Source organism: Niallia alba (genome assembly GCF_012933555.1).
GTDB lineage: Bacteria > Bacillota > Bacilli > Bacillales > Cytobacillaceae > Niallia > Niallia alba.
Genome location: NZ_JABBPK010000001.1, coordinates 3,592,756 through 3,611,707 on the forward strand (window position 1 = coordinate 3,592,756; position 18,952 = coordinate 3,611,707).

Genomic DNA, 18,952 nt, shown 5'->3' on the forward strand with positions numbered 1-18,952 from the left:
ACTGATTAGCCTTTATATAAGAAGGCTAATAATTCTTCTTTTGACATTGCATTTAATACGGTTGATTTTTTTATCCAACCTTTTTTTGCTGTAGATACGCCCATTGCCATATTGTGAAGCTCATGTTTATAATGTGCATCTGTATTAATAACAATCTTCACTCCAGCATCTTGTGCCATTTTGACATATGTTGCATTTAAATCTAAGCGGTTAGGATTACTATTCAGTTCTAGAACTGTATTCGTTTCTTTCGCTAATTGAATGAGCATTTCCATATCGACATCATAACCATCTCTTTTTCCAATTTTTCTTCCCGTTGGATGAGCAATAATATCAACATACTTGTTTTCCATTGCAGCTTTTAATCGATTCATAATCTTATCTTTGGATTGTGAAAAAGCAGAATGAATAGATGCAATTACGATGTCTAGTTCTTTCAATAAGTCCTCATCATAATCTAAAGTGCCATCTGGCAAAATATCCATTTCAGCACCAGCTAAAATAGTTATATCCTCATATTTAGCGTTCAACCTTTTAATTTCTTTTATTTGCTTTCTTACTCTGTCTGGGGTTAATCCGTTTGCAACCTTTAAATATTGAGAATGATCTGTAATGGCCATATATTGATAGCCTAATTTACGATTGGCTTCTATCATTTCCTCTAATGTATGGGCACCATCACTTGCTGTCGTATGCATATGCAAATCCCCTTTAATATCTTCCAAGGAAATAAGCTTGCTATCTTCTGAATAGCGTTCTACTTCTTTGCCATCTTCTCTAATCTCAGGGGGAATAAATGGCAGTCCGAAATAATGATAGAACGCTTCCTCTGTCTCAAACGTTTCTACTTCGCCTGTTTCATTATTCTCGACACCGTACTCACTTATTTTTTCTCCACGTTCCTTTGCTAGTTGTCTCATTCGCACATTATGTTCCTTTGATCCTGTGAAATGATGCAGTGTTGTTGCAAATTCCTTTGGCTTCACTAATCGAAAGTCAATGGAGACATCATAATCCAATCCTAGAATGACACTTACTTTTGTTGAGCCTGCCCCAATAACTTCTTTAATGGACGGAAGCTGAAGCAACTGCTCTTTCACCCGATTAGGCTTGTCTGTTGCTATAATAAAATCTAAATCTTTAATAGTTTCCCGCACTCTTCTTAAGCTTCCAGCTCTAGAATATTGGACAACGCCTTCCATTTTTGCGAGATGTTCCTCAATCGAGACTGCTATCGGAATCATAAATGCAATTGGTAATCGCTCTGGTCTCGTTCCAACATTTTGGAGTGCCTCCATAATTTTTTCTTCTGTCTTTTTTCCAAATCCTTTTAATGCTTGTACTTCCCCTTTTAAACATGCATTTTTTAAATCATCGGCATTTTCAACAGATAACTCTTTATATAATCTTGCTATCTTTTTCCCACCGAGACCTGGCAGCTGCAGCAAAGGTATTAACCCTTTTGGAACATCGTCTTTTAACTCTTGTAAAACCGTGGATTTTCCTTCTTTTATGTATTCCTCGATAACTGCCGCTGTCCCTTTACCTATTCCAGGCAGCTCCGTTAAATCTTCTAGTTCGGTTAAACTCTCTTCACTTGTTTCAATTGTATTAGCAGCTTTTCGAAAGGCAGAAATTTTAAAAGGATTTTCTCCCTTAAGCTCCATATATATCGCTATTTGTTCTAATAGTCGAATAATCTCTTTATTTGTAATCATCGTTTCATCACCCACATACGTAAAATAAACATTCCTCTTTTAATCCTACCTACTTATCATACCATGAACTGTAAGAATTCTATAATCAAGTAGTATTGTGAAAAGCATACTAAAAAACTCTTCTAGCTACATATAAAGCTAGAAGAGTTCCCTCTTTTCTATGAAGCCATATAATCAAACCATAAATCTTTTATTTTCTCAGAAAAATATGGAGTATTTTCTATCATCCATGCTGCAACAGAGGATTCATTTAATTGAGTTTGCATAAAACCAACCGGGATTAAAATAGAAATATATAATAGAAGGAATAATAGCAAATATGTTTCAACAAATCCTAATACAGCACCAGCCCATGTATTTAACTGCTTTAAGATTGGTATACTAGCAACAAAGTCTATCATACTACCAAGAATTTGCCAAATAATTTTCACAACAAAAAATATCACAATAAAGGAGAAGCCTCTATAAAAAACTTCTTCTATATTTGCTGTTTGAATAAGGGAATGTAGAAAACTACTTTCTCCTGCATTTGGATACGGAATCCACAGTGTTAATTTTTGCGATAAGGGAATATAGTATTTATTAGCAACTATAAACGCAACTATAAAACCTGTTAAGTGTATGACTTGCATAATAAATCCTCTTTTCAGTCCTCTAAGAAGACCAAAAAGCAGCAATATAACTAAAATAATGTCTAACATGAACATGGTCAGTCCTTTTCTCTTCTTTTTAATTCTTCTTCCAATTCTTTCACACGATCCTCTAGATTTATATAGTCGTTTACTATATTAACCGCAGTAAGGACGGCAAGTTTATTCAAATCAAGTGAGGGATTCTTAACATGAATTTCACGCATTTTTTCATCAACTATGGAGGCAACCAATCTAACATGGCTAGAAGGTTCTTTCCCTATTATTGTATATGGTGTTCCGTATATATCAACATTTGTTCGATTTTTAGGGGTATTTGACACGTCCATGCCTCCATTCTAAAGAATCCTAGTTTCTATCATATCATGAACTATTCTTGCTAGGGAAGTCATTCGAATAGATTCTCTTGTAAGACTTGCGATAACGGGAAATATTTACTGATATCATCAAATAAAAAGGCTGTTTTCGTAAAGTTTGTTGCGATTACCCGCAGCCGGAATACACTTCGCTTTCCGTGGGCTCGCGCTGAGCCTCCTCAGCTTCGCCTCCGGGGTCTCAGACAATCTCGCTAATCCCACAGGAGTCTTCGTGTATTCCGGCTGCTCCATTTTTCCAACTAATTCTTTTTTCCCATTGAATAGACAACAATCCTTTAGAAAACAGCCAATAAAAAAACATCTCAGCGTATCACTCCGAGATGTTTTTCCTATTCATTAGCCTCTTAACGAAGCACCAGCTTTTTCTTTCACTGCTTCAAGCACTTTTTCATGAGCTTTACTGATCATTTCATCAGTTAATGTTTGTTCTGGGTCGAAATACGTTAAAGAGAAAGCAATTGATTTTTTCCCTTCTTCCATTTTTTCTCCCTCATATAAATCAAACACTTGCACATCTTTCAACAATTTCCCACCAGCTTCAATAATAATGTCTTGAAGGTTGCCCGCTAAAATTTGTTTATCAACAACGAGTGCGATATCTCTTGTTACATATGGGAAACGAGGAATAGAAGTATAATGTAATGCTTCTACTTCTACAGCGAATAATTTAATCAAGTCTAGTTCAAAACAATATGTTTCTTTTAAATCTAAATCCTTTTGCATTTGTGGATGAACTTGACCGACAAACCCAATTGCCTCTCCATTAAGGACTATTTCGGCTGTTCTTCCTGGATGCATACCTTCCAATTCCGCTCTAGTGAACGTAATTTGCTCAAGAATGCCTAATTTTTGGAACAAACCTTCCAATACACCTTTTACAACGAAGAAATCAACTGTTTTCTTTTCTCCTTGCCATTGGTGAGTGCTCCAAATACCTGTAACAGCACCAGCTAAATGTTCTCTTTCCTCTGGAAGCTCTTGTTCTCCATTCGCTAAGAAAACAACACCTGTTTCATAAACAGCTATATTTTCATTTTGTCTTGCTGCATTATATTTAAGCACTTCTAATAGCTGTGGTACAATACTTTGACGTAATAACGCACGTTCTTCACTCATAGGCATCGCAAGTTTAATTGGATTTCTTTTCTCTAAAGCAAAACTATGCACTTTTGCTTCATTTGTTAAAGAATACGTAATTGCTTGATATAACCCAGCGGATTCTAAATATCTACGTGCCATACGACGCTTTTTCTGATAAGCAGTTAAAGCACCTGGTGTAGCTGCGCCAATTGGCAATGTTTTCGGTAAGTTATCATAACCAAAAAGACGTGCAACCTCTTCTATTAGATCTGCCTCGATAACAATATCATTTCTTCTTGTCGGAACAGTTATTGTGAATGTATCGCCTTCCACTTGTGTTGTAAATTGAAGACTATCAAAAATAGCTGTTACTCCATTCGTCTCTAAAGAGGTTCCTAATGTTTGATTAATTTTTTCTAGCGTAATCGAAACTACTTTTGGTTCAGCAGTTAATGTATCAACTGCTACTTCCCCTTCAAGCACTTCTCCGCCTGCATATAAATGTAATAATTGGCAAGCTCTATCTGCCGCTTGTCGTACTCGATTTGGATCAATACCTTTTTCATATCTTGCACTTGCTTCACTTCTTAAACCAATTACTTTTGATGATCTGCGAATTACTTTACTGTCAAAATAAGCAGATTCTAATAAAACAGTTGTCGTATCAGACTGTACTTCAGAATTTGCGCCACCCATTACTCCCGCAACTGCAATTCCTTCTTTTCCATTCGTAATAAGTAGATTATCCACTGATAATGTTCTTTCTGTTTCGTCAAGCGTCGTAATCTTTTCTCCACTTTGTGCTCTTCTTACTAGAATTTCTTTTGAACCAATTTTATCATAATCAAAAGCATGCAACGGTTGACCATATTCTAATAAAATATAGTTCGTAATATCTACCACATTGTTATGTGGACGAATTCCTGCTGCCATTAATTTTCCTTGCATCCATAATGGAGATGGAGCGATTTTAACCTTTTTAATTACTCTTGCTGTATATAATGGCGTAGCTGCATTCTCTTCAACAGAAACTTTAATATAATCAGATGCTTTCTCATTAATAGTTGGATATTTCGTATCAGGTAATTTTACTTCTTTTTCTAAAATTGCCGCTACTTCATAAGCTACACCAAGCATGCTTAAGCAATCTGCACGGTTAGGTGTTAGGCCAAGTTCTAAAACTGCATCATTTCGTTGTAAATATTCTAACGCATTCTTTCCAACTTCAACATCATTAGGGAAGACAAAAATACCTTGTGCATAATCTTTGGCAACCATCTTGCCTTCGATGCCAAGCTCTTGCAAGGAACAAATCATTCCGTTTGATTCTTCTCCACGAAGCTTTGCTTTTTTTATTTTGAAGTTGCCTGGAAGAACTGCTCCTACTTTTGCAACAGCAACTTTTTGGCCCTTATCTACATTGGGAGCACCACAGATAATTTGTATTGGATCGCCCTCTCCAACATCTACTAAACATTTATTCAATTTGTCTGCATTTGGATGTTGCTCACGCTCCACAACATAACCAATGACTACATTTTTAATACCTTCATCGAGAATCTCGACACCTTCTACTTCGATACCGCTCTTTGTAATTTTTTCTGCTAATTCATCAGGACTAATGCCATTTAAATCTACATATTCATTTAACCAATTATAGGATACTAACATTTTTTCTCCTCCACCCCTATTAATATTCCGGTACTGAAAATTGTTTTAAGAAACGCACATCATTTGTATAGAAATGACGGATATCATCAATTCCATATTTCAACATAGCAATTCGCTCAGGACCCATTCCAAAAGCAAACCCAGAATATTTTTTCGAGTCAAATCCGGACATTTCCAATACATTTGGATGAACCATTCCGGCTCCTAAGATTTCGATCCACCCTGTTTTTTTACACACACTACATCCTGCACCTTTACAGATGAAACAAGAAATATCTACCTCAACGGAAGGCTCAGTAAATGGGAAAAAGCTTGGACGTAAGCGGATTTCTCTTTCTTCTCCAAACATTTTCTTCGCAAAAACTTCAAGTGTCCCAATTAAATCGCTCATACGAATGTTTTCGTCTACTACAAGCCCTTCAATCTGCATAAATTGGTGGGAATGAGTCGCATCATCATTATCACGACGATATACTTTACCAGGACAAATAATTTTGACTGGACCTTTCCCTTTATGCTTCTCTAACGTTCTTGCTTGCATTGGGGAAGTTTGTGTTCTAAGCAATGTTTCTTCTGTAATATAAAATGAATCCTGCATATCCCTAGCTGGGTGATCTTTAGGAAGATTCAAGGCTTCAAAATTATAGTAATCATTTTCTACCTCTGGTCCTTCTTCAATGGTATAACCCATACCAATAAAGAGATCTTCAATTTCTTCCACTACTCTTGTAAGTGGATGGTGATTCCCCACAGCGACTGGACGTCCAGGTAATGTAATATCAATTTTCTCAGAAGCAATTTTTTCATGGACAATTGCTTCTTCTAATGCTTTTTGTTTTGCTTCAATGTGATGAGTAATTTCATCACGAATTACATTCACTAACGCACCCATTTTTGGTCTTTCTTCTGCAGATAGTTTGCCCATCCCTTTTAACACTTCTGTGATCGGACCTTTTTTACCTAAGTATGCAATACGAATTTCATTTAATTCTTTCATATCATTACTGTTTTCAATGCGTGTTAGCGCTTCAGCTTGCAGTTCTTTTAATTTATCTTCCATTACATTTCCTCCTTAATATATTGTTTTCGCATGAAAATTGGCATAAAAAAACCCCATCCCCAAAAAAGGGACGAGGTTATTGTCGCGGTACCACCCTAATTAACTTGTATGTATATAAAACAAGTTCACTTCATTTGGATAACGGTAGTCTATACCGGTACATCTTTACACCTTTCTAAAAGAAAAATGGTCCCGATGCCGACTCAGGAGGTGAACTTCATAAATGCTTTTAATAAAAATGCTTTCAGTCTACGGCATTTTCTTCCTACATTAAAAATCATCTATTACTTTTCTCCATCAATGTCTTTATTCATGTAATTTGGTTTTAATTATAATATATATCTATTCAGTTTTCAAATGCCTTTTTAGTTTGAACTCAGACTTTCTCGCATTTCCCATAAGAGTCGAACGAGTGCCTCTTCCGCCCCACATTATTTTATTTTCAAATGCTGCTTCCAACTCAATAAATGCGTACCGTTAGAAATCAGTCTATTTAAAATAATACATTAAAATTCCTGCTGCAACAGCGACGTTTAGGGATTCGCTTTTTCCATGGATTGGTATATACAAATTAGTATCTGTCTTGCTTAATACTTGTTTGCTTACACCACTACCCTCATTGCCCAAGATTAAACAAAAAGTATCTGTCTTTTCTATTTCTCGATAGTTTCTACCATTTTCAAGGGCTGTTCCATAAACAGGAATATGTCTTTCTTTTAAAGCATCAATAAAGGCAGACAAATTTGTTTTTACAATAGGCAGGTGAAAATGGCTGCCTTGCCCTGATCGGACTACTTTCGGGTTGTAAATATCTACTGTCCCTTCTCCAATTATAACAGCATCCACCCCTGCTGCATCTGCTGTTCGGATAATGGTTCCCATGTTACCAGGGTCTTGTACTTGATCAATCGCAATAAAGGTTTGGGCCGTAGACAAGATTTCTGGATAATCAAGTTGTCTGCATAAAGCAAAAATTCCTTGTGGCGTTTCCGTATCCGATAATTCCTTAATAATTTCTTTCGTTACAATCGTTATTGGTATATCTCCGTAATCCCAAGAAGGTACATCGATTTCTTCTGAAATAATTAAATCGATAATAGCCTCTGCTTTAAAAGCCTCTTCCACTAAGTGGAAACCTTCTACCAAGAACGTTCCTGTCTTCTCTCTTTCTTTTTTCGTTAACCTTTTCTTCCATTCTTTAACTTGTGGATTTTTCACTGAAAGTATGTGCTTCACTTACTATTCTCCTTCATAATCACTATCTGTTCTCATATTCTTTCATTTAGGATGTTTGTATAGTTTGTTACTAATTTTAGCAGCCTAAGTTTAAATTTTTTTCATATTCCTTTATTATATCGTAAATAAAATACATAATAAACGTCATTGGTGAAATGATAAAAAATAGATATGTTCTTCAAAAACGTCTATCTATATCATTTACAAATTCTTAGAGCTGACGTTGAGAGATAATAATGGAAAGAAGGGTGCTTATTTTATGAATTTAAATTTACGAAATGCGATCATCCATAATGTAGCTGGCAATTCTCAGGATGAATTAAAGGATACAATCGTGGATGCTATCCAAAATGGGGAAGAAAAAATGTTGCCTGGCTTAGGCGTTTTATTTGAAGTAATTTGGAAGAATTCATCGGAAGAGGATAAAACAGAAATGCTGCAAACATTAGAAAATGGTTTAAAATGATTAAAAAGAAGGAGAGATCTCCTTCTTTTTAGGTTATATTAGTCATTTAGTGCATGGAGTTTATGGGTAGTTTCTTTTGTTGCAGCATATACTCCTTTATAAATCTCATATACCTTTTTATATTTCTTTACATTTTCAGGATTTGGTAAAAACTCTTCTTTATAGTGGACAAATTTATCTACACATTCATTCATCGTTGGAAACCAGCTTAATCCAACTGCTGCAATCATAGCTGCTCCTAATCCTGGTCCTTGTTCCACTGTCAAATTAACCACTGGTGCATTAAAAACGTCAGCTTGTATTTGGAGCCAATCACTATTTTTCGCTCCTCCCCCTACAGAGACAATACGAGTAAACTGCTTATTCGCATTTTCCTCCATAAGAATCTTACTATCATTCAACGAAAAAGTGATTCCTTCTACAACAGCGCGGGCAAAATTATCTAATGTATGTCTTGTATCCATTCCGATAAAGCTTCCTCTAATTTGGCTATCTGTATATGGTGTTCTTTCTCCCATAATATAAGGAGTAAACAATAAACCATCCGAACCAATTGCTACATTATCCATATTAGAAAGAAGCTGGTCATAGCTTTTATCTGCGGCAAATGTATTTTTAAACCAGTTTAAACTATATCCAGCAGATAATGTTACACCCATAGAATAAAAACTGTTCTTTATCGCATGATTGAAATAATGAACTTTCCCTTCGTAATCCTGTTGTCCATCTGGTTCATAAGAAAGGAATACACCAGATGTCCCGATACTAGCTAATCCCATCCCTTCTTCTACGATCCCAGCGCCTACTGCTGCACAAGCGTTATCAGCACCACCTGAAAAAACAGCAATGTCGGTTGTAAACCCAAACTTCTCTGCAAGCTCTTTTTTGATTATGCCTATCTGCTCAGAGGACTCTACAAGCTTAGGGAAAATGGATAGCGGTAGCTCAAATAATTCAGCAATTGATTCGCTCCAAACCTTTTCTTCTACATTTAGTAATAATGTTCCTGCAGCATCTGAATACTCCATTTGCTTATTGCCGGTTAAATAGAAACCTAAATAATCTTTAGGTAATAGGAAGTGCTTAGCATGTTCCCATATAGTCGGTTCATTTTCTTTTACCCATAGCAGTTTAGGCAAAGTAAAGCCTTCTAACGCTTTATTCTTCGTGATGTGAATAACTTCCTGTCCTGCTTTATCCATTATATTTTGACATTGCTTACTTGTTCTTACATCATTCCACAAAATGGCGTTTCTTAGCGGTGCTCCATTTTCATCTAATAAAACTAAGCTATGCATCTGTCCAGAAAAGCTAATCCCTTCCGTCTTGGACGCTGCTTCTGGAAACGCTTCAATAATTTCTTTTAGCACAATATCTAATGCTTCAATCCAAACATTAGGATTTTGCTCACTAAACTTTGGCTGTGGAGTTAAAAGCTCGTATTCAGAGCTTTTTGTTATAAGCACATTTCCTTCTTTATCCACTAGTAAGCCTTTTAATGAACTAGTCCCTAAATCAATTCCAATTACATATGACATGTTAATTGCTCCTTTCATAAGTAGAGTGAAAACAAGGAACAAAGGGATGTCTCACTTAGAGATTCAGACTTCAACATGTATATCTAGTAGATTTGTCTTAATAAGCTACTACTAATGAATATACTTGTGATGCCAGCTCCTTCTACCTGAGACACCCCTTTATTGGTGTTACCTTTTTATTTTTTTATTGTTTTAGAAAACTGCCATTTTTTATATTCTATTAAACTAAATAATCGTTTAAACGAGATTTTAAGAATTCTAGATGATTTGGTTCGTTTTCAATTTGATCATGCTGTAATGCATACTCTGCTAATGTTTTTAAGTTTTCTTTTCCTTCTACAATTGATTTACCGATACCAGTTGTATAGCTTTTATATCTGCGTTCAATCTCTTTATCGAAGAATCCATCTTCTTTTAATTTTGCCGCTGATTTTAAACCGCGTGCAAAAGTATCCATACCAGCGATATGTGCAAGAATTAAATCTTCCATTGAGAATGAAGAACGGCGTACTTTTGCATCAAAGTTGATACCACCAGGAGCAATTCCATCATTTTCTAGCACTTGATACATTGCTAGAGTTGTATCATAGATGTTAGTTGGGAACTCATCTGTATCCCATCCAAGCATTATATCCCCCTGGTTTGCATCTAGAGATCCAAGTGCATTATAGCTTCTTGCTACTGCCATTTCATGTTCAAAAGTATGTCCTGCCAATGTAGCGTGGTTTGCTTCTAAGTTTAACTTAAAGTATTTATCAAGATCGTATTTTTGTAAGAATGCCATTGTAGTAGCTGCATCAAAATCATATTGGTGTTTTGATGGTTCCATTGGTTTTGGCTCAATTAAGAATTGAACTTCATGATTTAATTCTTTTGCATATTCAACAGCCATATGGAAAAGACGAGCCATATTATCTTGTTCTAATTGTAAGTCCGTATTTAGTAGAGACTCATATCCTTCACGGCCACCCCAGAATACATAATTTTTACCGCCAAGCTTTTTGCTAATTTCCAATCCTTTTTTCACTTGTGCTGCAGCATATGCGAACACTTCTGCATTAGATGAAGAAGCTGCACCATGTACAAAACGAGGGTTTGTAAACATATTTGCTGTATTCCATAGTAATTTAATGCCTGTTTGATCCATTTTTTCTTTAATTAAATCTGTAATTACATCTAAGTTGTTTAAGAACTCTTGAAGAGTTTCACCTTCTGGAGCAATATCTACATCATGGAAGCAAAAGAATTCAAAGCCCATTTTTTCCATTAATTCAAAGCCAGCTTCTACTCGATTTTTTGCTGTTTCCATTGGCGTTTCGCCAAACCAGTTACGAACATTTGTAGCTGCCCCGAATGGATCGGATCCATCTTGTGTTAATGTATGCCACCATGCCATGCTGAATCGTAAATGTTCTTTCATTGTTTTTCCTAATACTACTTCCTCTGGATTGTAGTGACGATACGCAAAAATATTTTCTGTTTTTGTTCCTTCATATTTTACTTTTTTAATCATTGGAAAAAATTCCATTCTAATTCCCTCCTAATTGTTATAAAAGATATTTTTCATTTTTAACTTACTTTTTTCTAAGTAGCAATTCCATTTCTCTACTAATCTATTAAACCACATTTAATTTGTTAGTTCAACATACTAACTGAATTAATCATAAATCCAACAGAGTTTTTTGTCAAGCGCTTACAATAGCTTTTTTACAATTTTATTTGGAAATTAGATAGAAGTATTTTAATTAGTATGGTAACCTAACAATATGAACATCGTTAAAAGGTGATTAATCAGTTTGGAGGAAAATAATGGTCACAGATAAATATGTAATTAGAGAACAAAATGCTTCTCTTGTAATGGAGCAAATTGTTCAACATGCCCCGATTTCTCGAGCGAGCCTCTCATCCAATATTGGTTTAAATAAAGCAACCGTTTCTGATATAACAAAGAAGTTACTCGAGGATAAACTTATTGAAGAAATCGGAATCGGAGCAAGTAGCCATTCTGGTGGAAGAAAACCTATTCTTCTACAATTAAATAATAAAGCAGGTCTGTCGATTGCCATCGAGCTTGGCTATGACTTCATTTCAACAATGGTTACTTATTTAGACGGAGAAGTGGTTTTCTATAATAAAGAAAGAGGTACATTTATCACAAAAGAGAATGTCCTTTCCCATATTGCTAGTATTATTGATAAATATGAGAAAATAAGCAATCTGACAACGTATGGTATTATCGGAATTGGCATTGCCATTCATGGTATTGTCAACGACAACAATATCTTATTTACACCCTATTATGATTTAGACAAAATAGAACTTTATGAAGAATTGACGAAACTGTATCCTTATCCTATTCATATTGAAAACGAAGCAAATTTAACAGCAATAGGAGAGTCTACTTTTTCAACGGAATTTAATAACCTAATTAGTTTAAGTATTCACAGCGGGATTGGCGCAGGAATTATTATTGATGGTCAATTGTTCACAGGTTTAGACGGTAGAGCTGGTGAAGTTGGACATTCCATTCTGTATCCAAACGGCAAAAGTTGTCCCTGTGGAAATAAAGGCTGTCTAGAACAATATTGTTCCGATAAAGTACTCCTTGAACAACTTAAAGACAGAAAACAGTTATCCGATGTTACTCCAGATTTATTGGCTGAACTCTATTACGCTCATGATTCGATCGTACTAGAGATTGTTCAACAACATTGCTACAACCTCTCAAAGGGAATAAACAATATTATGACCTTTTTTGCACCCAAGGTTATATTTATGAATAGTTCTGTCATTCGGAGAATTCCTGAAATACTTTCATTAATTAGTGATAACTTGGAAAGTTCCTTTAATAAAGATATTATCATTGAAAATTCAAGTCTTGGTTCTAAAGCATCTTTATTCGGTGCTACCGCGCTAAACATTCGTAATTTCTTAAATATTTCCCATTTAAAAATTATGAATGCGGAATAACTTTTGTTTAAATAAAAGGTTGTTTTCTAAAGGATTGTTGTTTTTTAAATAGGAAAAAAATTAGTTGGAAAAATGGAGCAGCCGGAATACACGAAGACGCGACGAGATTAGCGTGGGCCCCACGGAAAGCGAAGTGTATTCCTGCTGCGGGTAATCGCAACAAACTTTACGAAAATAGCCAAATAAAAAGAATGGCACAGTCCTTATAAAAAAGATGGGGATTGCATCATTCTTTTTTCTCTTCGCTATTTTTAAATTTAATGAAACTTTTCTCTCTCTCATCTCGTTAATAGGAGTATTAAGTGAAACTTCCATCAGTGGGGGGAGTCTTACTGTCCGTTAAGAGTGGGATAAATTTAAAGAATGGTATAATGTTTATGAATAATGATCACAATCTTTACAGGAAATAGAATGAGTATGCTATACTTGCTATACAAAATATGAAAAAGGTGAAAAATTTTGACAAAGAAGAAATTTCATTATTGGTTACTGCAGATTCTCATCATTGCTGCGATTATTTATCTATGCACCAAAATTTCATTCTTATTTAAGCCAGTTGCCGTATTGTTCTCCACCCTTTTTGTGCCAATTATCATTACTGGTTTCTTATACTTTTTGCTTAATCCAATCGTTAAATTTTTGCAAAAAAATAAAATTCCTAAAACACTCGCCATTATTATTCTTTATGTTGGCGTGATCGGAATTATTATTTTAGCTATTGGTAGTATTGTGCCGATGATTAGTAAGCAGGTCAGTGAATTGTTCAGCAATATTCCCAAATATGCAGATGATGCAGTTAAATATTTCCAATACTTAAATGATACAAAACAGTACAAATGGATTATGAACCAAGAATATGTAAAAATAGAGGATATTACGGAAAACTTAAAAGCATATGCTCAAACGATTCCAAGCAATATAACAAATGGAATTGGCTCAATCATTAGTACCATGACAAATATCACGATAACGATTGTGACAGTACCATTTTTGCTTTTCTATTGCTTTAAAGATGGTAGTAAATTTCCAGAGGCCTTATCGAAATTCTTTCCATCTTCTTATCGAAAAGAAGGCTTAAAAATCATTAAAGATACAAGCGAAACAATCGCTGCCTATATTCAAGGACAAGTTATTGTGGCACTGTTTGTGGGAACCTTATCTTTAATTGGTTATTGGATTATCGGCCTTGATTATGCACTTGTAATGGCTTTAGTTGTTGCTGTTACAAATATCATTCCATATGTTGGGCCATTAATTGGTGGAGCGCCGGCTGTTATCATTGCCCTTTTCACCTCACCAACACAAGCGTTGCTTGTTATTATCGTTATTACCATCGCTCAACAAATTGAAGGGAATATTTTATCACCATTAATTCTTGGAAAAAGATTGGATACTCATCCAGCAACAATCATTATCCTTTTATTAGTGGCAGGAAATTTAGCAGGCATTTTAGGAATGATTCTTGCTGTACCAACATACGCTGCTATCAAAACGATTGTCATTAATATAAATCGCTTACTTAAAGCACGGAAAGCGGCCATTTTAAATACACAAATTCCTCCTATAAATGATTCTAAAATTTAATATAGCAATATTACAGAAGCCCAAATCAGTGTATTTGGGTTTTCAGTTTGTCGACAAAAAGATTTTTAGAAACTTAAATGGAATTTTCATGCGTTGCTTGGAGTGGAAGGGGGGAGACTCCTGTGGGATTAGCGAGGAAGCTGAGACCCTGCAGGCCAAAGGCCGAAGCGGCTCAGCGCGAGCCCCACGGAAAGCGAACCCCTGAAGCGGAAAGCAACATCCTATTCAAAGAGACTAATAAATATACTATATACACACCTCTATTTCTAAAATTTAGGGATTTGTCTACAGTCTGGAAGCCCAAATCAGTGTATTTGGGCTTTTTCTTGTGTCCTATTAATGCCAATTAAGAGTAAAAAGGGAGTTCGATTAAAAAATCAAACTCCCCTTAAAATAATCCTATGAAAATGTTAATCCATCTACTGTTTCACGATCTAATTTCTTAATAACTTCTACAATTAATTTTACCGCATTTTCATAGTCGTCACGATGAAGCATTGCAGCGTGTGAGTGAATATAACGTGTTGCAATGGTAATTGATAACGATGGAACACCTTTATGTGTTAAATGAATCGAACCGGAGTCTGTTCCCCCTCCTGGCACGCTATCAAATTGATAAGGAATGTTTAACTCGTCCGCAGTATCTGTAACAAGATCACGCAATCCTTTATGAGCAACCATAGAAGCATCATATAAGATAATTTGTGGACCTTTGCCCATCTTACTTAGCGCTTCTTTTTCTGTCACTCCTGGTGTATCTCCTGCAATACCAACGTCTACTCCGAAACCAATATCCGGCTCAATGTAGTTCGCCGCTGTTTTTGCGCCGCGAAGACCAACCTCTTCTTGAACAGTTCCAACACCATAAACAATATTAGGATGATTGCTGCCTTGTAAATTCTTTAATATATCAATTGCGATGGCACAGCCAATACGGTTATCCCAAGCCTTCGCAAGAAGCATTTTCTCATTATTCATCACTGTGAATTCGAAGTATGGAACAACCATATCGCCTGGTTTTACACCCCATTCCATTGCTTCTTCTTTAGAAGATGCACCGATATCAATAAAAATATCTTTAATGTCTATTGGTTTCTTTCTTGCTTCAGGACTTAATACATGTGGCGGTTTTGAACCTGTAATCCCAGTAATTTCGCCTTTACTTGTAACAATCGTTACTCGTTGAGCAAGCATCACTTGAGACCACCAGCCACCAACTGTTTGAAAATATAAAAAGCCTTTATCATCAATACGAGTTATCATAAATCCAACTTCATCAAGATGACCTGCAACCATTATTTTCGGCCCATTTTCTTGCCCAACTTTCTTGGCAATTAAACTTCCTAAATTATCTGTAGTTACTTCATCTGCATATTCTGCTATGTACTTTTTCATTACTTCTCTTGGTTCTTTTTCATTTCCTGGTATGCCTTTTGCATCAGTAAGATCTTTCAGCATCGTTAATGTTTCATCTAATTTTACCATTACTTCGACTCCCTTAATAAAATAACTTCTTCATTATTATACTAGAAAATAATTATAGTACAAAGTATTAGATACTACCAAAGTGTATCTTTCACCAAAGTAGGCTAACTTCCTATGCATACGGGTATAGTAAAGAATCCCTTACTTATATTATGTATCAATTCTTTGTTTCTATTTATTTAAATATTTTTTCTCAAAAAGTGAAACCTTTTTTCAACTCCATCGTATTCTATTAGTTAATCCTGAAAAATTAAGTTACTGGAGGCTCTTTTATGAAATGGCTTTTGTTATTTGTTCTACTCGCTTTTCTTTTTTACGGGTTGTTTCGATTCGCTTCATTCCTAACAAATCCACAGCGAAGACTAGCATTCGCGCAAAAGCGTGGAACATTTTATTTGTTTGATAATAAGGATAATATTAGAATGAACCTCTTACTAACCTATAAAGGACATTTGCTGGAAGGGGAAAAATACGCTACAGCAAAAGAGGTTGATCACATCTTACTATTCCCCGCTAATCCATATAATACAAAGTTGTCAAAACAAGACAAAACCTATATAGAACAGTCACTATTGTCTATATATCCAAAGGCTAGAATTGAATGGACACGATTTAAAGAGGTATAAAAACACGTAGAGTCTTGCTTTTGAGCAAGACTCTATGTTTATTTTCTACCACTATTCCATTATTTTACTCCGGGGCTTCTTTAAAAAATTCTCTCCATTTTATTACTGTTATTTTTTCCCGTAAAATATAAACGAGTACGGCCAAAGCAAACATAATTATAACTACCATCGTCATCGAAAACTGGCTAATGAACTGACCAAAAATAGTATAAAAAAACGCTAATGGGATATTGCTTATAAACGAACTTTTTCCAAATTCTCTTAAACTTTTCCTTTTTTCCAACAAGCAAAAATTTAATAAATGATAATGAAATACTGGAATTAACCGTAATACAGTAATTTGCCCCAGAGTCAAATTACGATATTCCCCAAACCATCTTTTTTTTAGAGTAGATAGTTTCCGATGTGTTTTTGGCAAACGGTGAATAACTGCATAGAATAAGAGACAATTGATTGTTAAGCCAATAACAGAATAGATGGTACCTAGCGTCACTCCAAATAGAACCCCTCCCGCAATACAGACTAGTATGGGAGGAATAAATAAAAATTGCCGTAGTGTATGGAATAGAATAAATATAATCGGTGCTAAAATACCACCAACTTCTACCATAACAAACAGGACTGATAACTGCTCTTCCATCTTATCACCTTCTGCCCTAAAGAATCATGCTGTTATTAAAGTGTATAAGAAAAGACAAGAGAATATGCCTAAACATTTAGTACATAAAGTACAATCCCTAATTCTAGTACTGATAAGATAGGTAAACCATACTTAAATAAAGCATGCTTAGTTTTATGACGGAAGTTTTTCATGCCAATGAATAAACCAAGGGCACCAAAAAGAATCGCTGTAATCCACAGTGTACGTTCGCTTATCCGATACTGATGTTTTATCGCCCTTTTTTTATCGATCATCATTAATGAATAGCCGAGTATATTAATTACTACTAAATAGATTAATAGGTATGTAATCACACTTTCTCCCCTTTTCGCAAAAATATAGAAAAAAAGAAGGTATCGGCTACCTTCTTTTTTAAAATAATTATTTTAAGTTTTGTTTTGCAACTGTTGCTAATTCAGCAAATGCTTTTTCATCACTTACAGCAAGTTCAGCAAGCATTTTGCGGTTTACTTCGATACCAGCAACTTTTAATCCGTGCATTAAACGGCTATAAGAAAGACCGTTGATACGAGCAGCTGCGTTGATACGAGTAATCCATAATTTACGGAAATCACGTTTCTTTTGACGACGATCTCTGTAAGCATACATTAATGATTTCATTACTTGTTGGTTTGCAACTTTGTATAATGTATGTTTTGAACCATAATAACCTTTAGCTAATTTAAGAACTTTTTTACGACGTTTGCGTGTAACTGTACCGCCTTTAACACGTGGCATATTATTTCCCTCCTATATTGAAAAAATTACTTAATGTTGTCTAATAAATGACGAATGCGTTTGAAATCGCCTTTAGATACTAATCCAGCTTTGCGAAGTTTACGTTTTTGTTTAGTAGATTTGTTAGCAAATAAGTGACTAGTATAAGCTTTTGAGCGTTTTAATTTACCAGAGCCTGTCTTTTTGAAACGTTTAGCAGCTCCGCGGTGAGTTTTCATTTTTGGCATTTGGTATTCCTCCTCTTACTTGTCGTTTTTAGGCGCTAAGGTCATGAACATGCTTCGACCGTCCATTTTTGGATGTGATTCCACAGTGGCAACTTCGGCACAAGCTTCTGCAAAACGAACAAGTACGCGTTGACCGATTTCCTTATGTGTAATAGCACGTCCTTTAAAACGAATGGATGCTTTTACTTTATCGCCTTTTTCTAGGAACTTAATAGCATTACGAAGCTTTGTATTAAAGTCATGCTCATCTATAGTTGGACTAAGGCGAACCTCTTTAATATTAATGATTTTTTGATTTTTACGTGCTTCTTTTTCTTTCTTTTGTTGTTCAAACTTGTATTTACCGTAGTCCATAATACGAGCTACTGGTGGTTTTGCGTTTGGAGCAACAAGAACGACATCAAGATTTACACGTGTTGCAATTTCAAGAGCTTCAAATTTCGTTTTAATCCCAAGCTGTTCTCCATTTTGGTCAATAAGACGAACTTCTCTAGCACGAATGCCTTCATTTAAAATCATATCTTTGCTAATAGTTAAACACCTCCAAGGTTAATGACGAATACAACGTTCGGGTCAAGAATAATCTAACCTAGGTCACCTTATCTAGTTTAGATACTAATTGACACTTGACTCCCAAGTTGACATCGTAGGCTTTGTAATCTTTATCATCCAAATAAAAAAGTGTGGATGAACAATTCACCCACACTTACGATAACATAGTAAGACCTAAAATGTTTTACGTAATACCTGTTAACTACTTGGAATCTGTGTCAATCAGGTGAGAAGCGGGTGCTTCTTCTTTTCCTCAAACTCGTATTCAATTTACCTTAGTAACTATATCACAAATGATATCTGTAAGTCAACG

18 protein-coding genes and 2 other annotated features are annotated in these 18,952 nt (G+C 35.3%); of the genes, 4 read left to right on the forward strand and 14 right to left on the reverse strand.

Going from position 1 to position 18,952, the window contains the following annotated elements; translation table 11 throughout:
* Positions 1 to 5 precede the first annotated feature (5 nt).
* The 6 genes from polX to HHU08_RS17310 all read right to left on the reverse strand — a co-directional run bounded on the left by polX (position 6) and on the right by HHU08_RS17310 (position 7,792).
* On the reverse strand, positions 6 to 1,718 hold the full coding sequence (gene polX, locus HHU08_RS17285; protein ID WP_169188943.1) for a DNA polymerase/3'-5' exonuclease PolX: 1,713 nt from the start codon (positions 1,716 to 1,718) through the stop codon (positions 6 to 8).
* A 158-nt stretch (positions 1,719 to 1,876) separates the two neighbouring features.
* A complete protein-coding gene (locus tag HHU08_RS17290) occupies positions 1,877 to 2,419 on the reverse strand; it encodes a CvpA family protein (protein ID WP_016201786.1) in 543 nt (180 codons plus the stop codon).
* Between the two features lie 8 nt (positions 2,420 to 2,427).
* Entirely contained in the window at positions 2,428 to 2,691 is a 264-nt protein-coding gene (gene zapA / locus HHU08_RS17295; RefSeq protein ID WP_016201787.1) for a cell division protein ZapA, read from the reverse strand.
* Between the two features lie 390 nt (positions 2,692 to 3,081).
* On the reverse strand, positions 3,082 to 5,496 hold the full coding sequence (pheT, locus tag HHU08_RS17300; protein WP_101730671.1) for a phenylalanine--tRNA ligase subunit beta: 2,415 nt from the start codon (positions 5,494 to 5,496) through the stop codon (positions 3,082 to 3,084).
* A 19-nt stretch (positions 5,497 to 5,515) separates the two neighbouring features.
* Positions 5,516 to 6,556 carry a phenylalanine--tRNA ligase subunit alpha gene (gene pheS / locus HHU08_RS17305; protein ID WP_169188944.1) on the reverse strand — a complete coding sequence of 347 codons (1,041 nt, stop codon included), beginning with the start codon at positions 6,554 to 6,556 and terminating at the stop codon, positions 5,516 to 5,518.
* Positions 6,557 to 6,619: 63 nt separating this feature from the next.
* Positions 6,620 to 6,866 (reverse strand) — a binding site (T-box leader).
* A 179-nt stretch (positions 6,867 to 7,045) separates the two neighbouring features.
* The gene (locus tag HHU08_RS17310) at positions 7,046 to 7,792 is read right to left on the reverse strand and encodes a TrmH family RNA methyltransferase (protein ID WP_169188945.1); all 747 of its coding nucleotides are present in this window, start codon (positions 7,790 to 7,792) and stop codon (positions 7,046 to 7,048) included.
* 259 nt (positions 7,793 to 8,051) lie between these two features.
* Between HHU08_RS17310 and sspI the strand changes: the two genes are divergently transcribed.
* Complete coding sequence (gene sspI / locus HHU08_RS17315; protein ID WP_101730668.1) at positions 8,052 to 8,258, forward strand: small acid-soluble spore protein SspI; 207 nt, start codon at positions 8,052 to 8,054, stop codon at positions 8,256 to 8,258.
* 38 nt (positions 8,259 to 8,296) lie between these two features.
* Here the strand turns inward: sspI and xylB are convergent, their stop codons facing one another.
* Positions 8,297 to 9,796 (reverse strand): xylulokinase, encoded by a 1,500-nt coding sequence (xylB, locus tag HHU08_RS17320; protein ID WP_169188946.1) that lies wholly within the window; start codon positions 9,794 to 9,796, stop codon positions 8,297 to 8,299.
* A gap of 220 nt (positions 9,797 to 10,016) precedes the next feature.
* Entirely contained in the window at positions 10,017 to 11,324 is a 1,308-nt protein-coding gene (xylA, locus tag HHU08_RS17325) for a xylose isomerase (protein WP_101730666.1), read from the reverse strand.
* A gap of 281 nt (positions 11,325 to 11,605) precedes the next feature.
* Here xylA and HHU08_RS17330 point away from each other — a divergent pair, with 281 nt between their 5' ends.
* Entirely contained in the window at positions 11,606 to 12,766 is a 1,161-nt protein-coding gene (locus tag HHU08_RS17330) for an ROK family protein (protein ID WP_169188947.1), read from the forward strand.
* 459 nt (positions 12,767 to 13,225) lie between these two features.
* Positions 13,226 to 14,350, forward strand: a complete 1,125-nt coding sequence (locus HHU08_RS17335) for an AI-2E family transporter (protein WP_016201795.1) — start codon at positions 13,226 to 13,228, stop codon at positions 14,348 to 14,350.
* Positions 14,351 to 14,749: 399 nt separating this feature from the next.
* Here the strand turns inward: HHU08_RS17335 and HHU08_RS17340 are convergent, their stop codons facing one another.
* Entirely contained in the window at positions 14,750 to 15,835 is a 1,086-nt protein-coding gene (locus HHU08_RS17340; RefSeq protein WP_169188948.1) for a M42 family metallopeptidase, read from the reverse strand.
* A 272-nt stretch (positions 15,836 to 16,107) separates the two neighbouring features.
* On the opposite strand from HHU08_RS17340, the gene HHU08_RS17345 reads away from it, so the two are divergent.
* Entirely contained in the window at positions 16,108 to 16,461 is a 354-nt protein-coding gene (locus tag HHU08_RS17345) for a sigma-w pathway protein ysdB (RefSeq protein ID WP_169188949.1), read from the forward strand.
* Positions 16,462 to 16,525: 64 nt separating this feature from the next.
* Here the strand turns inward: HHU08_RS17345 and HHU08_RS17350 are convergent, their stop codons facing one another.
* From HHU08_RS17350 to infC, 5 genes are all read right to left on the reverse strand, one after another.
* Positions 16,526 to 17,101, reverse strand: a complete 576-nt coding sequence (locus HHU08_RS17350) for a TVP38/TMEM64 family protein (protein ID WP_169188950.1) — start codon at positions 17,099 to 17,101, stop codon at positions 16,526 to 16,528.
* A 68-nt stretch (positions 17,102 to 17,169) separates the two neighbouring features.
* On the reverse strand, positions 17,170 to 17,436 hold the full coding sequence (locus tag HHU08_RS17355; protein WP_016201801.1) for a DUF1294 domain-containing protein: 267 nt from the start codon (positions 17,434 to 17,436) through the stop codon (positions 17,170 to 17,172).
* Positions 17,437 to 17,503: 67 nt separating this feature from the next.
* Positions 17,504 to 17,860, reverse strand: a complete 357-nt coding sequence (gene rplT, locus HHU08_RS17360; protein ID WP_016201802.1) for a 50S ribosomal protein L20 — start codon at positions 17,858 to 17,860, stop codon at positions 17,504 to 17,506.
* A gap of 26 nt (positions 17,861 to 17,886) precedes the next feature.
* Positions 17,887 to 18,087, reverse strand: coding sequence for a 50S ribosomal protein L35 (gene rpmI, locus HHU08_RS17365; RefSeq protein ID WP_016201803.1), 201 nt, complete (start codon positions 18,085 to 18,087; stop codon positions 17,887 to 17,889).
* Between the two features lie 15 nt (positions 18,088 to 18,102).
* Positions 18,103 to 18,606 (reverse strand): translation initiation factor IF-3, encoded by a 504-nt coding sequence (infC, locus tag HHU08_RS17370; RefSeq protein WP_016201804.1) that lies wholly within the window; start codon positions 18,604 to 18,606, stop codon positions 18,103 to 18,105.
* A gap of 150 nt (positions 18,607 to 18,756) precedes the next feature.
* Positions 18,757 to 18,894, reverse strand: a sequence feature (ribosomal protein L20 leader region).
* Positions 18,895 to 18,952 lie beyond the last annotated feature (58 nt).